Source organism: Mycobacterium sp. TH-M11 (assembly GCF_057473725.1).
The window spans coordinates 1-13933 of record NZ_JBYCLD010000141.1; the positions used below are offsets into that span (position 1 = coordinate 1).

General features: G+C 67.0%; 14 protein-coding genes. 10 read left to right on the forward strand and 4 right to left on the reverse strand.

Annotation, left to right across the window (positions count from 1 at the left end; all coding sequences use genetic code 11):
* Positions 1-242: 242 nt before the first annotated feature.
* Positions 243-1097 carry a Bax inhibitor-1/YccA family protein gene (locus tag AC2VOG_RS06105; protein ID WP_486939019.1) on the forward strand — a complete coding sequence of 285 codons (855 nt, stop codon included), beginning with the start codon at positions 243-245 and terminating at the stop codon, positions 1095-1097.
* Between the two features lie 151 nt (positions 1098-1248).
* Positions 1249-2109, forward strand: a complete 861-nt coding sequence (locus tag AC2VOG_RS06110; protein ID WP_486939020.1) for an endonuclease domain-containing protein — start codon at positions 1249-1251, stop codon at positions 2107-2109.
* 42 nt (positions 2110-2151) lie between these two features.
* Here AC2VOG_RS06110 and AC2VOG_RS06115 read toward each other — a convergent pair whose 3' ends face one another.
* Both AC2VOG_RS06115 and AC2VOG_RS06120 read right to left on the reverse strand, forming a co-directional pair.
* Positions 2152-3369 carry an acetyl-CoA C-acetyltransferase gene (locus AC2VOG_RS06115; protein ID WP_486939021.1) on the reverse strand — a complete coding sequence of 406 codons (1218 nt, stop codon included), beginning with the start codon at positions 3367-3369 and terminating at the stop codon, positions 2152-2154.
* Positions 3370-3510: 141 nt separating this feature from the next.
* Positions 3511-4449, reverse strand: coding sequence for an SGNH/GDSL hydrolase family protein (locus AC2VOG_RS06120; RefSeq protein ID WP_486939031.1), 939 nt, complete (start codon positions 4447-4449; stop codon positions 3511-3513).
* Positions 4450-4681: 232 nt separating this feature from the next.
* Between AC2VOG_RS06120 and AC2VOG_RS06125 the strand changes: the two genes are divergently transcribed.
* The 4 genes from AC2VOG_RS06125 to AC2VOG_RS06140 are packed head-to-tail and all read left to right on the forward strand — an operon-like array spanning position 4682 to position 9027.
* Positions 4682-5713 (forward strand): alpha/beta hydrolase, encoded by a 1032-nt coding sequence (locus AC2VOG_RS06125; RefSeq protein WP_486939022.1) that lies wholly within the window; start codon positions 4682-4684, stop codon positions 5711-5713.
* A gap of 53 nt (positions 5714-5766) precedes the next feature.
* Positions 5767-7161 carry a cystathionine beta-synthase gene (locus AC2VOG_RS06130; RefSeq protein ID WP_486939023.1) on the forward strand — a complete coding sequence of 465 codons (1395 nt, stop codon included), beginning with the start codon at positions 5767-5769 and terminating at the stop codon, positions 7159-7161.
* 24 nt (positions 7162-7185) lie between these two features.
* The gene (locus AC2VOG_RS06135) at positions 7186-7812 is read left to right on the forward strand and encodes an RDD family protein (RefSeq protein WP_486939024.1); all 627 of its coding nucleotides are present in this window, start codon (positions 7186-7188) and stop codon (positions 7810-7812) included.
* A gap of 54 nt (positions 7813-7866) precedes the next feature.
* On the forward strand, positions 7867-9027 hold the full coding sequence (locus AC2VOG_RS06140; protein ID WP_486939025.1) for a cystathionine gamma-synthase: 1161 nt from the start codon (positions 7867-7869) through the stop codon (positions 9025-9027).
* 37 nt (positions 9028-9064) lie between these two features.
* On the opposite strand, the gene greA is transcribed toward AC2VOG_RS06140, so the two are convergent.
* Both greA and AC2VOG_RS06150 read right to left on the reverse strand, forming a co-directional pair.
* Positions 9065-9559 carry a transcription elongation factor GreA gene (greA, locus tag AC2VOG_RS06145; protein ID WP_486939026.1) on the reverse strand — a complete coding sequence of 165 codons (495 nt, stop codon included), beginning with the start codon at positions 9557-9559 and terminating at the stop codon, positions 9065-9067.
* Positions 9560-9807: 248 nt separating this feature from the next.
* Entirely contained in the window at positions 9808-10239 is a 432-nt protein-coding gene (locus AC2VOG_RS06150; protein WP_486939027.1) for a DUF4307 domain-containing protein, read from the reverse strand.
* Positions 10240-10359: 120 nt separating this feature from the next.
* Here AC2VOG_RS06150 and mca point away from each other — a divergent pair, with 120 nt between their 5' ends.
* The 4 genes from mca to AC2VOG_RS06170 all read left to right on the forward strand — a co-directional run bounded on the left by mca (position 10360) and on the right by AC2VOG_RS06170 (position 13911).
* Positions 10360-11232 carry a mycothiol conjugate amidase Mca gene (mca, locus tag AC2VOG_RS06155; RefSeq protein WP_486939028.1) on the forward strand — a complete coding sequence of 291 codons (873 nt, stop codon included), beginning with the start codon at positions 10360-10362 and terminating at the stop codon, positions 11230-11232.
* 5 nt (positions 11233-11237) lie between these two features.
* The gene (locus AC2VOG_RS06160) at positions 11238-11486 is read left to right on the forward strand and encodes a hypothetical protein (protein ID WP_486939032.1); all 249 of its coding nucleotides are present in this window, start codon (positions 11238-11240) and stop codon (positions 11484-11486) included.
* Positions 11483-13471 (forward strand): thioredoxin domain-containing protein, encoded by a 1989-nt coding sequence (locus tag AC2VOG_RS06165; RefSeq protein ID WP_486939029.1) that lies wholly within the window; start codon positions 11483-11485, stop codon positions 13469-13471. Before AC2VOG_RS06160 ends, AC2VOG_RS06165 begins: the two co-directional genes overlap by 4 nt.
* Positions 13472-13539: 68 nt before the next feature.
* The gene (locus AC2VOG_RS06170; RefSeq protein WP_486939030.1) at positions 13540-13911 is read left to right on the forward strand and encodes a nuclear transport factor 2 family protein; all 372 of its coding nucleotides are present in this window, start codon (positions 13540-13542) and stop codon (positions 13909-13911) included.
* Positions 13912-13933: the final 22 nt, after the last annotated feature.

Genomic DNA, 13933 nt, shown 5'->3' on the forward strand with positions numbered 1-13933 from the left:
CTGCTGAGAATGTCGTCGGAGTTGTCCGTCACGTGCGCAACCTCCCCTCGGTGAACTGTCGTTGAATCCCTGGTCGAACGCTGTTGGTGGCCTGACAGGCAATCTAGATCGTTACCCCGGTCGCGATGCCCGCGGGTAAGGTTTGTGCTGAGTGGTTCCGCCGGGAACGCGGCTGGACTACCGTTCGTTGATCAGTTGTTCGCAACAAGGCTTCGAACCCACAGCTCACGAGAGGAACGACGGTGCGGGAGACCAGTAACCCGGTATTTCGCTCGCTGCCCAAGCAGCGTGGCGGATACGCGCAGTTCGGTAACGGCGTCGCAGGCGCCGCGACCCAGTCAGTTCATCAGGCAGACCCCTATGCTCCCTACGTCGACCAGCGGTCCGGCGTTTCGCGCCCGCTGACGATCGACGACGTCGTCACCAAGACGGGGATCACCCTGGCGGTGCTTTCGTCCGTCGCGGTCGTTTCCTATGCCATGGTCGCGGCCAACCAGTCGCTGGCCACCCTGTTCACTTTTGTCGGCGCGTTCGGCGGCCTGGCGTTGGTGATGATTGCGACATTCGCCCGCAAGCAGGACAACCCGGCGATCGTGCTGAGCTACGCCGCGCTGGAAGGGCTGTTCCTCGGGGCATTCTCGTTCCTGCTGACCAACTTCACGGTGGGCTCGAGCGCCAATGCAGGGATGATGATCGGCCAAGCGGTGCTCGGCACGTTCGGCGTCTTCGCTGGCATGCTGGTCGTCTACAAGACCGGCGCCATCCGCGTCACCCCGAAGTTCACCCGGATGCTGGTTGCCGGCATGTTCGGTGTGCTGGCACTGATGCTAGGGAACATGGTTCTGGCGATGTTCGGCGTCGGTCACGGCGAGGGCCTGGGACTGCGCAGCGGTGGTCCGGTGGCCATCATCTTCTCGCTGGTGTGCATCGGTATTGCCGCGTTCAGCTTCCTGATCGACTTCGACGCCGCCGACCAGATGATCCGTGCGGGCGCGCCGGAGAAGGCGGCATGGGGAATTGCGTTGGGCCTGACCGTGACACTGGTCTGGCTGTACATCGAGATCCTGCGCCTGCTGAGTTACTTCCAGAACGACTAGCGCTTGATACGAAAAAGCCGGCACGCGCGCAGTGTGCCGGCTTTTTCGTGCTCAGGGCGTTGATTCTGCGCGGAGGGCGAGTGTCACTCGCCCTTTTGCACCGTGGACGCAGGGTCAATCGCGTGTCGGTGCAGGCTGCCACCATGCGTGGATGAATCGGGAGCCGTTCATCGGTAGCGAGGCGTTGGCCGTCGGCGACCTCAGCCGGCATGAACTGCGTACCTACTACCGCGCGATCATGCCGGACGTGTATGTCGGTCGACGCGCGCAACCATCGTTGCGGCAGCGCACCTTGGGGGCGTGGCTCTGGTCGCGGCGGCAGGGGGTGATCGCCGGCGCGGCCGCATCGGCGATGCACGGGAGTAGGTGGGTCGACGACGACGTGCCGATCGAGTTGATCTGGCGGAATGCGAGACCGCCGCAGGGCGTCTTGACGCGCGATGACCGACTGGCGGACAGCGAATTCCAGCGTCGCGAGGGCCTGTTCGTCACGACACCGGAACGCACTGCCTTCGACATCGGGAGGCGTGGTCCCGTCGGGCGCGCCGTCGCCGCTCTGGACGCACTGGCAGCGGCCACCGATTTCAAGGTGCGCGACGTCTCCCAACTGGCCGCCGGCCATCGACATACGCGCGGTCTGCGGCAATTGGAGATCGCGCTCGATCTGCTCGACGCCGGCGCGCAGTCACCAAAGGAAACCTGGCTGCGACTGCTGTTGATCGGCGCGGGTTTTCCGAGGCCGCGAACGCAGATCGCCGTCGCAGGTGCCGACGGCGTGCCCCGCTACTACCTCGACATGGGGTGGGACGACATCATGCTGGCCGTCGAGTACGACGGCGGCCAACACTGGACCGATCCGCGACAATACGCAGACGACATCACCCGGCAGGAATACGTGGCCAAACTCGGCTGGACCGTGGTCCGGGTGGCGTCACGACACCGCGCCTCGGACGTGATTCGTCGCGTTCGAGGCGCTTGGGATGAGTTGACTCTGCGCGGGCGGTGCGCGTAACTCGAACTTTTGCGCCGCGGACGCAGAGTCAACTCGAAAAACTCAGTTCAGCCGCTCGATGATCAGGGCCATGCCCTGCCCGCCGCCGACGCACATGGTCTCCAGACCGAACGTCTTGTCGTGGGTCTGCAGGTTGTTCAGCAGCGTGGTCGCGATGCGTGCACCGGTCATGCCGAACGGGTGGCCCAGGGCGATCGCGCCGCCCGAGACGTTGAGCTTGTCCTCGTCGATGCCCAATTCGCGCGCCGAGCCGAGCACCTGCACGGCGAAGGCCTCGTTGATCTCGAACAGGTCGATGTCGGAGACCGACAGGCCGGCCCGCTGCATGGCCATCTTGCAGGCCTCGATCGGGCCCAGGCCCATGATCTCCGGCGACAGGCCGCTGACGCCGGTGGACACGATGCGGGCCAGCGGCTTGAGGCCGAGTTCCTTGGCTTTGGTGTCGCTGGTGATCACCACCGCGGCGGCGCCGTCGTTCAGCGGGCAGGCGTTGCCCGCGGTCACCGTCCCGTTGGGCCGGAACACCGGCTTGAGCTGACTGATCTTCTCGTAGGTCGTACCCGGCCGCGGTCCGTCATCGGTGCTGACCGTGGTGCCGTCGGGCAGCGTGACGGGAACGATCTCACGCTCGAAGAAGCCGGACTTGATCGCGGCCTCGGCGCGGTTCTGGCTGCGCACACCCCAGTGGTCCTGGTCTTCGCGGCTGATCCCGGAGATGATCGCGACGTTCTCCGCGGTCTGGCCCATCGCGATGTAAACGTCCGGAATGTGCTGGTCTTTGCGGGGGTCGTGCCACTCCTGCGCGCCCTCGGCGGCGCTCTCCGTGCGCTGCGCGGCCTCGTCGAACAGCGGGTTCTTGGTGTCGGGCAACGAGTCCGAGTTGCCCTTGACGAACCGGGACACCGTCTCGACGCCGGCGGAGATGAACGCGTCGCCCTCGCCCGCCTTGATGGCGTGGAACGCCATCCGGATGGTCTGCAGGGACGACGAGCAGTACCGGTTGACGGTGGTGCCGGGCAGGAAGTCGTAGCCGAGTTCGACCGCGACCACCCGGGCCATGTTGAAGCCCTGCTCGCCGCCGGGCAGGCCGCAGCCCAGCATCAGGTCGTCGATCTGGTGCGGGTTGAGAGCCTCCACCTTGTCGAGAGCGGCGCGCACGATCTGCGCGGCAAGGTCGTCGGGTCGGATGCTGACCAGCGACCCTTTCATCGCCCGCCCGATCGGCGAGCGGGCAGTTGAAACAATGACGGCTTCCGGCATGTCGGCTCCAGGTGTGGGGGATCGTGGTCTGGAACCGAATCTAGCCCGACGACGATGCGAGCCGCGAAGCGGCTCGGTGAGAAGTCGGGCGGTCGAATCTAGCCCGACGACGATGCGAGCCGCGAAGCGGCTCGGTGAGAGCTAGCCGGAGGCGGCGACGATCGGCGCGGGCACGCCGGTGGTGGGCCGACGCCACAGCCGGGACAATAACCGCAGCATCGAATAGCCGGGCCCGGCTTCGGTGGCCGACGACGACGCCAGGCCGGGCAGTGGCTCGCCGGCCCACTCGCCGAGCGCGTGACACAGCGCCGGCAGTAGCTGGCTTGCGGCCAGGGCATAGCCCGCGGCCGACGGGTGGAATTGGTCGTCGGACAGCATCAACTCGGGTGCATGTTTGAACTCGCCGTTGACGAGAGAGGCCAGCGGCACCGGCACGCCGCCGGCTGACCGCACGGCGCCCGATTGGGCGCGGGCCAGCCGCAGGCCCAGAGTCCGCACCGTCCACCGTAATGGTTGCGGAATCGCCTTGACCACACCGAAATCGGGGCAGGTGGCGACGACGACCTCGGCGCCGCTGGCGCGCAACCGCCACACCGCCGCGCCGAGCCGACGTGCGGAGGCGCCGATGCCGTTCAATCGGGTGACGTCGTTGGCGCCGATCAGGATCACCGCCGCGTCCGGCGGCGGCCCAGCCACGAACATGGCGTCGACCTGCCCGGACAGGCCTTTGGAGGTGGCTCCGACAATTGCTTTGGTGCTCAACCGGATCCGTTTACCGCTCTGCTCGGCCAGGCCGCGGGCGATCAGGACGCCGGGAACCTGTTCAGCGGTGCGGCAGCCGTAACCGGTCGCCGTCGAGTCGCCGAAGATCATCAAGTGCAGATCGAAGTCCACCCCGCGTTGCCAGCGCTCCACCGGGCCGCCGCCGGGCGAATAGACGCCGTCGGCGCGAGGCGGGACGTCCCACGATTTGGGGATGACGGTGCGCGCCTTCTCGGCCTGCCCGATCAGCAGGTTTCGCACCCCCACATAGGCGGTGCCGGTCGATGCCAGCGCGCCCGCTGCGGCCAGCGCGACCATCGAACTTCGCGGTGCGCGTCGTACCACGCGACCAGTTTATGTTGCGCAATGCGACTCGGCAGGGTGCCCCGGGCCTGCGGCGTTACGGGTCGGAGCAATCTTGGTATCGAATCAGACTCTTTGATTGTCGAAACTCTTTAAAGTGTCAAGCTGAGTTAATGACGTGGTGGGGGGGAACTTCGCAACTTCGTTGACATGTTTATCGCACTACAACGGCGTAGGAGTGTTGAGCATGACCGCACTGAGTACGGCTTCGGCTTACCCCCGGGTGGTGCGCACCCGTGACGTGTTGGGGGCCCGCGGCAGACCGGTCGAAGTCGTCGAGAGCGGTCCCAGTCTCTCCGGCATGGTGGCCGCTCTGGTCTGCAAGCTGACGATCCGCCCGGCCCTTGGTGTGGTCAGCCATATCCCGCATGTCCCGTTTCCGTTCGGCATCATCGATTTCGCCGCGCGGGTCTTGCTCCCCGCCCCGGGAACCGTGCGCACCACGGTCGAATTGCCGCACTGCGAAGCGCAGTTGGTGCGCGCTCCCGGTGTGCTGCCCGCCGACGGCAACCGGCGAGTGGTGCTGTACCTACACGGCGGGGCCTTCCTGACGTGCGGTGCCAACTCTCACAGCCGAATCGTCAACGCGCTGTCGAAGTTCGCCGACACCCCGGTGCTGGTGGCCAACTACCGCCTCATCCCGAAGCACTCGGTCGGCCAGGCGCTCGACGACTGCCATGACGCCTATCGGTGGCTGCGGCTGCGCGGATATCAGCCCGACCAGATCGTGGTGGCCGGCGACTCGGCCGGTGGTTACCTGGCTCTAGCTTTGGCCCAACGGCTCCAGCAGGTGGGCGAAGAGCCGGCAGCCCTGGTTGCGATCTCGCCGCTGCTGCAGCTGGCCAAGGAACCCAAGCAATCGCACCCCAACATCAAGACCGATGCGATGTTCGGAGCCAAGGCTTTTGACGCGTTGTTCAGCTTGGTCGCCAAGGCGGCTCGCAAGCATGTCGTCGACGGCGAGCCCGAACAGCTCTATGAGCCGTTGGACCACGTCGAGCCGGGGCTTCCCCGCACGTTGATCCACGTGTCGGGCTCGGAAGTGTTGTTGAACGACGCCCGTCTGGCGGCCCGCGCCCTCGCCGCTGCGGGCGTGCCGACCGAGGTACGAGTCTGGCCCGGACAGATCCACGACTTCCAGCTCGCCGCGCCGATCGTTCCCGAAGCGGTTCGTTCGCTGCGACAGATCGGCGAGTACATCCGCGAGGCCACCGGCTGAGGCCCAACCGGGCTGCCGCGCGCAGCCCAGACGCACCTGAGACGATTCAACCCATGCGGATCGCGCGGCACATCAGTGAACTCATCGGAAACACGCCACTGGTTGCGCTGAACTCGGTCGTGCCGCCGGGTTCGGGCCGGGTGGTGGCCAAGGTCGAATACCTCAGCCCGGGCATGAGCAGCAAAGACCGGATCGCGGTGAAAATGATCGACGCCGCCGAGGCCAGCGGAGCGCTCCGGCCCGGCGGCACCATCGTCGAGCCGACGTCCGGCAACACCGGCGTCGGGTTGGCTCTGGTCGCGCAGCGTCGCGGCTACCACTGCATATTCGTCTGCCCGGACAAGGTCAGCGAGGACAAGCGCAACGTACTGCGCGCCTACGGCGCCGAGGTGGTGGTGTGCCCGACGGCGTTGCCGCCCGATCACCCGGACAGCTACTACAGCGTCTCCGATCGGCTGGTCCGCGAAACCGAGGGCGCCTGGAAGCCCGACCAGTATTCCAACCCGCAGGGTCCGGCCAGCCACTACGAGAGCACCGGTCCGGAGATCTGGGCCGACACCGACGGTCAAGTCACCCATTTCGTGGCCGGGATCGGAACCGGCGGGACGATCACCGGCGCCGGGCGCTACCTCAAGGACGCCTCGGGCGGGAAGGTGCGCGTGATCGGCGCCGACCCGGAAGGCTCGGTGTACTCCGGCGGCAGTGGCCGGCCCTATCTGGTCGAAGGTGTCGGTGAGGATTTCTGGCCGGCCGCCTACGACCCGGCCATCCCCGACGAGATCATCGCGGTCTCGGACTCGGATTCGTTCGACATGACCCGCAGGCTGGCCCGCGAAGAGGCCATGCTGGTCGGGGGTTCCTGTGGGATGGCGGTGGTGGCGGCGCTGAAGGCGGCCGAGCGAGCCGGGCCCGACGCTCTGGTCGTCGTGCTGCTGCCCGATGGCGGGCGCGGCTATATGTCGAAGATCTTCAACGACGCCTGGATGTCGTCGTACGGTTTCCTGCGGACCAGGCTGGACGGCTCGGTCGAGCAGCCTACGGTCGGTGACGTGCTGCGGGGCAAGTCCGGTCACCTGCCCGACCTGGTGCACACCCATCCGTCGGAGACCGTGCGTGACGCGATCAGCATCCTGCGCGAGTACGGGGTGTCGCAGATGCCGGTCGTCGGTGCCGAGCCGCCGGTGATGGCCGGCGAGGTGGCCGGCAGTGTCTCCGAGCGCGAACTGCTCTCGGCCGTGTTCGAGGGCCGCGCGCACCTGGCCGACGCGGTCGGCCAGCACATGAGCCCGCCGCTGCCGATCATCGGCGCCGGCGATCAGGTCGGTTCGCTGGCCAAGACACTGCGAGATCTGGACGCGGTAATGGTCGTCGAGGAAGGCAAGCCGGTGGGGGTCATCACCCGCTACGACCTGCTTGGCTTCCTATCTGACGGTGCGTCACGTAAGTAAAGTCGGGCAAAGAGAAAGTCGCTGATGACCGAGCAACCACCGTCGTCGTTCCCGCCGCCACCACCACCGGGAGGCGGCAACTACCCGCCGCCGCCACCACAGTCGGGGGGATACGTTCCGCCGCCACCGGGACCGGTCTTGCGCGGGCTGACCCGCGAGCAGTACACGCCGTGGAGCATCCGGGCCGTGGCTTACCTCGTCGACCACCTACCGCTGGCGTTGATTCTGGGCGTCGGCTGGCTGGTGCTGGAGAACTCCGTCAACAGCGCATGCCTGACCAACATCACCATGAATGCCGTCGAGCAGATCTGCTCGACGGGGCCTTCGTCGCTGGGCCTCACCGTGATGTGGATTTCGGCGCTGATCGGATTGGGCTATTTCGTCTGGAACTTTGGCTATCGCCAGGGCGTCACCGGCGCCAGCATCGGCAAGTCGCTGCTGAGGTTCACGGTCGTCAGCGAAAACACCGGAAAGCCCATCGGATTCGGTATGTCGATGCTGCGGGCGATCGCCCACGTGGTCGACGCGGTCATCTTCTGCGTCGGCTATCTGTTCCCGCTGTGGGACGCCAAGCGACAGACACTGGCCGACAAAATGATGGCCACGGTCTGCCTACCGCAGGATCCACCCGCCGAGGGCACGTCGGCGTAGACCACGGATCGGCGCTCCCGCGCCGGCTGGTTGCGATGACTAGGCTGATCGACGATGAGCGGACACGAACATTTAGCCAAAGCGGGCCTGTCCACCAAGGCCATCCACGCCGGCTATCGGCCTGACCCGGCGACCGGCGCGGTCAATGCCCCGATCTACGCCAGCAGCACCTTCGCCCAAGACGGGGTCGGCGGTCTGCGCGGTGGATTCGAGTACGCCCGCACCGGTAACCCGACCCGGGCCGCACTGGAGGCTGCGCTCGCCGCCGTCGAGGACGGCCGCTTCGGGCGTGCCTTTAGCTCCGGCATGGCGGCCGCCGACTGCGCGTTGCGCGCGGTGCTGCGTCCCGGCGATCACGTGGTGATTCCCGACGATGCCTACGGCGGCACCTTCCGGCTCATCGACAAGGTCTTCCGCCACTGGGGCGTGCTGCACACCCCAGTCTCGCTGGCCAACCTCGACGCCGTGCGCGCGGCGATCACGCCGCAGACCCGGCTGATCTGGGTAGAGACGCCGACCAACCCGTTGCTGTCGATCGGCGACATCGCCGGGATCTCCCAGATTGGAACTGACAATGACGCAAAAGTATTGGTGGACAACACTTTTGCCTCACCGGCGCTGCAGCAGCCGCTGACGCTGGGCGCCGATATCGTGCTGCACTCGACGACGAAATACATCGGCGGGCACTCCGACGTGGTGGGCGGGGCGCTGGTGACCAACGACGAGGAGTTGGATGCGGCGTTCGGCTTCCTGCAGAACGGCGCCGGCGCGGTCCCGGGGCCGTTCGACGCCTACCTGACCATGCGCGGCCTGAAGACGCTGGTGCTGCGCATGCAGCGGCACAGCGAAAACGCCGCTGCGGTAGCGCAATTCCTCGCCGAACACCCCGCGGTGGATACGGTGTTGTATCCCGGCCTACCGAGCCACCCCGGTCACCGGGTCGCCGCCCGACAGATGCGCGGTTTCGGCGGCATGGTGTCGGTGCGGATGAAAGGCGGTCGCGCGGCGGCACAGGCGTTGTGTGCCGCCACCGAGGTGTTCATCCTCGCCGAGTCGCTGGGCGGGGTGGAGTCGTTGATCGAGCATCCCGGTGCGATGACCCACGCGTCGACGGTCGGCTCGCAGCTGGAGGTTCCGGACGACCTGGTGCGGCTATCGGTCGGCATCGAGGACATCGCCGACCTGATCGCCGACCTCGAGCAGGCGCTCGGCTGACGGCCCGCTCGGCATCGGGGCCCGCTCGGCATTGGGGCTAGGAGTGGTACGGCTCCGCGCTGACCAGGGTCACCTTGATGGTGCTGCCGTTGGGCACATGGTAACTGCGCGTCTCGCCTTCCTTGGCGTCGATCAGCGCGCCGCCCAGCGGCGAGTTCGGTGAGTACACCTCAAGCTTGCCGTCGTTGACGGCTTGCTCACGGGTGCCGATCAGAAACGTCTCGGTGTCGGACTTGTCGCCGTTGTAGTACACCTTGACCACCGAGCCCGGCAGCGCCACGCCGGACTGCTTGGGCACCTCGCCGACCTTCGCATTGTTGAGCAGGTCCTGCAGTTGGCGAATGCGCGCTTCTTGCTGTCCCTGCTCTTCGCGCGCGGCATGGTAGCCACCGTTCTCGCGTAGGTCACCCTCCTCGCGCCGGTCGTTGATTTCGGCGGCGATGACCGGTCGATTCGCGATCAATTGGTCGAGCTCGGACTTCAGCCGATCATGTGACTCCTGGGTCAACCAGGTCACCTGGGTGTCCGTCATCTCGTCGTGCTCCTCGTGGTGTCGGTGGGCGGATTACCGCCGCGGCAGGCTGTCGGTCGTGCTGCCGCGCGGTTCCGCCACGGGTGCTGCCGACCTCAGTAGTCGGGCGGACCCCCTGTGCGGCACATGGCCGCTAATGCAGCAATACACGGTCCCAGCCGGAACCGTGCATCAGGCCAGCCTACCACCGCCGAGGTGATGGCCGGGGACATTTTCGCAGTTAGGGGTTTGCTTGTCGGCGCGGTTGGTCAGGGCGCGCGCAGGTAGCCGGGCACGTCGGTGCCGCAGCCGTAGATATCGCCCATCGCGGCCGGCTTGCTGGACTTGAGTACCGTCGTGACCTGCACGGTTTTCTGTTTGGCCGGCGCAACCAGCACCTCGCGCCGACCCGTCTCGCTGCCATCTTTGGCGCGCACCCGCACGATGCAATCGACCGCGCGGGAGGGGTCTTTTCGGGTCACGCTGATGGTTACTGAAACGGTCTGGCCGTCGATCAGCCGGTACCCGGCCAGCGTCCCGTCGACGTCGGCGCGGCCCAGTCGCTGGTACGCGATCAGTGCCAGCGTCGTCCCGGCCGCGAGGACTACGACGGACAGCACGATGAACCAGCGCCGCGACGGACGGGACAGCCGAGAACGCCCGTAGCGGGCCTGCGGCGGTGTGGGAGAGCGTTCGGTCATGGTGTCGCTTTGTCGATGCCCGGGGTTTCGGCCCCCGGCGTCCGGGATGGAACTATATGGACCTGGAACTATATGGACCTGGAACTATAGGCGGTACACGACAGCATAGTCAGGGAGCACGTGAGCGAACTGCGTTTGATGGCGGTGCACGCCCACCCGGACGACGAGTCCAGCAAGGGCGCTGCCACCCTTGCCTACTACGCCGACAAGGGCTACCGAGTCCTGGTGGTGACGCTGACCGGAGGCGAGCGGGGCGACATCCTCAACCCAGCGATGGATCTGCCGGAGGTACATGGACGCATTGCCGACGTCCGACGCGACGAGATGGCCAAGGCGGCCGAGATCCTCGGTGTCGAACACGCCTGGCTCGGCTTCGTCGACTCCGGCTTGCCGCAAGGAGATCCGCCGCCGCCACTGCCGAACGACTGTTTTGCGCTGACGCCGCTGGAGGTGTCCACCGAGGCGCTGGTACGGGTCGTGCGGGAGTTCCGGCCACACGTGATGACCACCTACGACGAGAACGGCGGCTACCCGCACCCCGATCACATTCGCTGCCATCAGGTTTCGGTGGCCGCCTACGAGGCAGCCGGTGACTATCGTCGCTTCCCGGAGGCGGGCCCGGTGTGGACGGTGTCCAAGCTCTACTACAACCACGGATTCCTGCGGCAGCGGATGCAGAAGCTGCAAGACGAGTTCGCCAGGCGCGGTCAGACCGGGCCATTCGAGAAGTGGCTCAAGCACTGGGATCCCGCCCACGATATCCATGCCGAGCGGGTGACGACGCGTGTCGAATGCTCGGCGTATTTCGGTCGGCGTGACGACGCGCTGCGCGCGCACGCCACCCAGATCGACCCCGATGGCGATTTCTTCGCCGCGCCGATCTCGTGGCAGCAGGAGCTGTGGCCGACCGAAGAATTCGAGCTGGCCCGCTCGCGCGTTCCGGTGCGGCTGCCCGAGACCGACCTGTTCGCCGGAATCGAGGATCAACTGTGACGTATCTGAACCTGGCCGTGTCGGCGCTGCTGGCCGAGGACGGGCCACACAACAGCGGACCGGACTTCGGCAAAGCCAGCCCATTCGGGCTGTTGGTTGTTGTGCTGCTGCTGATCGCGGTAGTGCTTTTGGTGCGTTCGATGAATCGGCACCTCAAGACGCTGCCGGAGTCCTTCGATCCGCGGCACCCCGAGCCCGACCAGGCTGTCGACGACGGCACGATCGATCAACCGCCGCATGAGCCGCGCCCTTGAGTCCGGGGGCTAACCAGCTCGCCGGGGCCGCCAGCCCCTACCTCCGCCAGCACGCCGACAACCCGGTGCACTGGCGGCAGTGGTCGTCGGTCGCGTTGGCGGAGGCCGCGCAACGCGATGTGCCGGTGCTACTTTCGATCGGCTACGCCGCCTGCCACTGGTGTCACGTGATGGCGCACGAATCGTTCTGCGACGACGAGGTGGCCGCGGCAATGAATGCCGGCTTCGTCTGTGTCAAAGTGGACCGCGAGGAGCGGCCCGACATCGACGCGGTCTACATGAGTGCCACCGTCGCGCTCACCGGGCAGGGCGGCTGGCCGATGACGTGCTTCCTGACACCCGATGGACGGCCGTTTTTCTGCGGCACCTACTACCCCAAAGCGGCTTTTCTGCAGCTACTTTCGGCGGTATCGGAGACTTGGCGGGATCGGCGTGAAGAGGTCGAGCAGACGTCCGACCAGATCACGGCCGGCCTGCGCTCGATGGTTTCGGGGTTGCCCGACCGCGGTCCGCAACTGGAGTCGGCGCTCTGCGACCACGCTGTGGGGGCGGTGTTGCGTGATGAGGATGTCGCACACGGCGGATTCGGTGGGGCGCCGAAATTCCCCCCGTCGACCCTGATCGAGGCGCTGCTGCGGCATTGGGAGCGGACCGGGTCGCCGGAGGCGCTGGCCGCCGTCCAACGGGCTGGGGGCGCGATGGCTCGGGGCGGCATGTACGACCAATTGGCCGGCGGGTTCGCCCGCTACAGCGTCGACAATGCCTGGGTGGTGCCGCATTTCGAGAAGATGCTGTACGACAACGCGCTGTTGTTGCGGTCCTATGCGCATTGGGCGCGCAGAACCGGTGACCCGTTGGCGCGGCGCGTCACTGCCGAGACCGCGCGGTTTCTGCTCGACGAACTGCGTTACGACAACGCCATGTTCACGTCGTCGCTGGACGCCGACGCTGACGGCCGCGAGGGCTCGACCTATGTCTGGACACCCGACCAGCTCACCGACGTGCTTGGCGACAGCGATGGGCGTTGGGCCGCTTTGGCTTTCGGCGTGACAACGACCGGCACATTCGAAGACGGCGCATCGGTGCTGCAGCGGCTGGAAGACCCCACGGACCCTGACCGCTTCGAGCGCATCCGGGCCGCGTTGTTGGCGGCCCGGCTGACCCGGCCCCAGCCGGGTCGCGACGACAAGGTCGTCACCGCCTGGAACGGCCTGGCGATTACCGCGCTGGCCGAGGCCGCTGTGGCGCTGGACGTGCCTGAATTGGCCGACGCCGCAGCCCATTGCGCCAAGGAGCTGCTGCGTCTGCATCTGGTGGACGGCCGGCTGCGGCGGGCCAGCCTGGGGGGCCGGGCCGGCGACAGCGCCGCGATGCTGGAGGATCACGCGATGCTGGCTACCGGTCTGCTCGCGCTCTGTCAGCTGTCGCCGGCCGCCGGCTGGCTGACCGCCGCCACCACGCTGCTCGATATTGCGTTGGCGCACTTCGCCGATCGTGACCAGCCCGGGCGCTGGTTCGACAGCGCCGACGACGCTGAGCAGCTGGTGCTGCGGCCAGCCGACCCGTACGACAACGCGACCCCGTCTGGCGCCTCGGCGGTCGCCGAGGCGTTGCTCACCGCGGCCCACCTGACCGGCCAGGAGCGCTACCTGCAGGCGGCAGCCGATGCGCTGCAAGCACATTCGCCGCTACTGGCTCGCGCGCCGCGCTCGGCCGGCCACTGGCTGTCCGTCGCCGAGGCCGCCGTGCGTGGGCCGGTGCAGATCGCGGTGGCCTGTTCGGGCCCCGGCTCGCCGCTGCTGGCCGAGGCTCGCCGCATTGCACCCGGCGGCGCGATCGTGGTCGGCGGCCCGGTGGATTCGTCGCCTTTGCTGGCCGGCCGCGACCGGGTCGGGGGTGTCGACGCGGCGTATGTGTGCCGCGGCCAAGTCTGCGATCTGCCGGTCACGGGCGGCGACGAACTGGCGGAATCGCTCTCGCGGTGACGATGCGGGCCGCGCCACGGCCCGAGGAGGCGGCGGGTCGTTAAATCCTGCGCGGTAACCTGCGACGCATGCTGAGCGCCGAAAAGATCACCGCCGTCGTCAACCGCTACATCAGCCTGGTGGGCAGTGGCACCGCGGACGATCTCGTCGAGTTGTACGCCGAAGACGCCACCGTCGAAGATCCGGTCGGCGGTGAGGTGCACATCGGGCGGCAGGCCATCCACGGGTTCTATTCCGCGATGGAAGCCGTGCAGCGGCAGTGCGAACTGGTGACGCTGCGGGTGGCGGGCCACGAGGCGGCGTTCCACTTCAAGCTGATCGTCACCGCCGGTGAGAGCAAGATGCTCATCGAGCCGATCGACGTGATGGTCTTCGACCATGAGGGCAAGATCAGTGCGATGAAGGCCTACTGGTCGCAAGACAGCGTCACGCAGCTGTAGCGATCCGCGGCGCAGGCCTAGA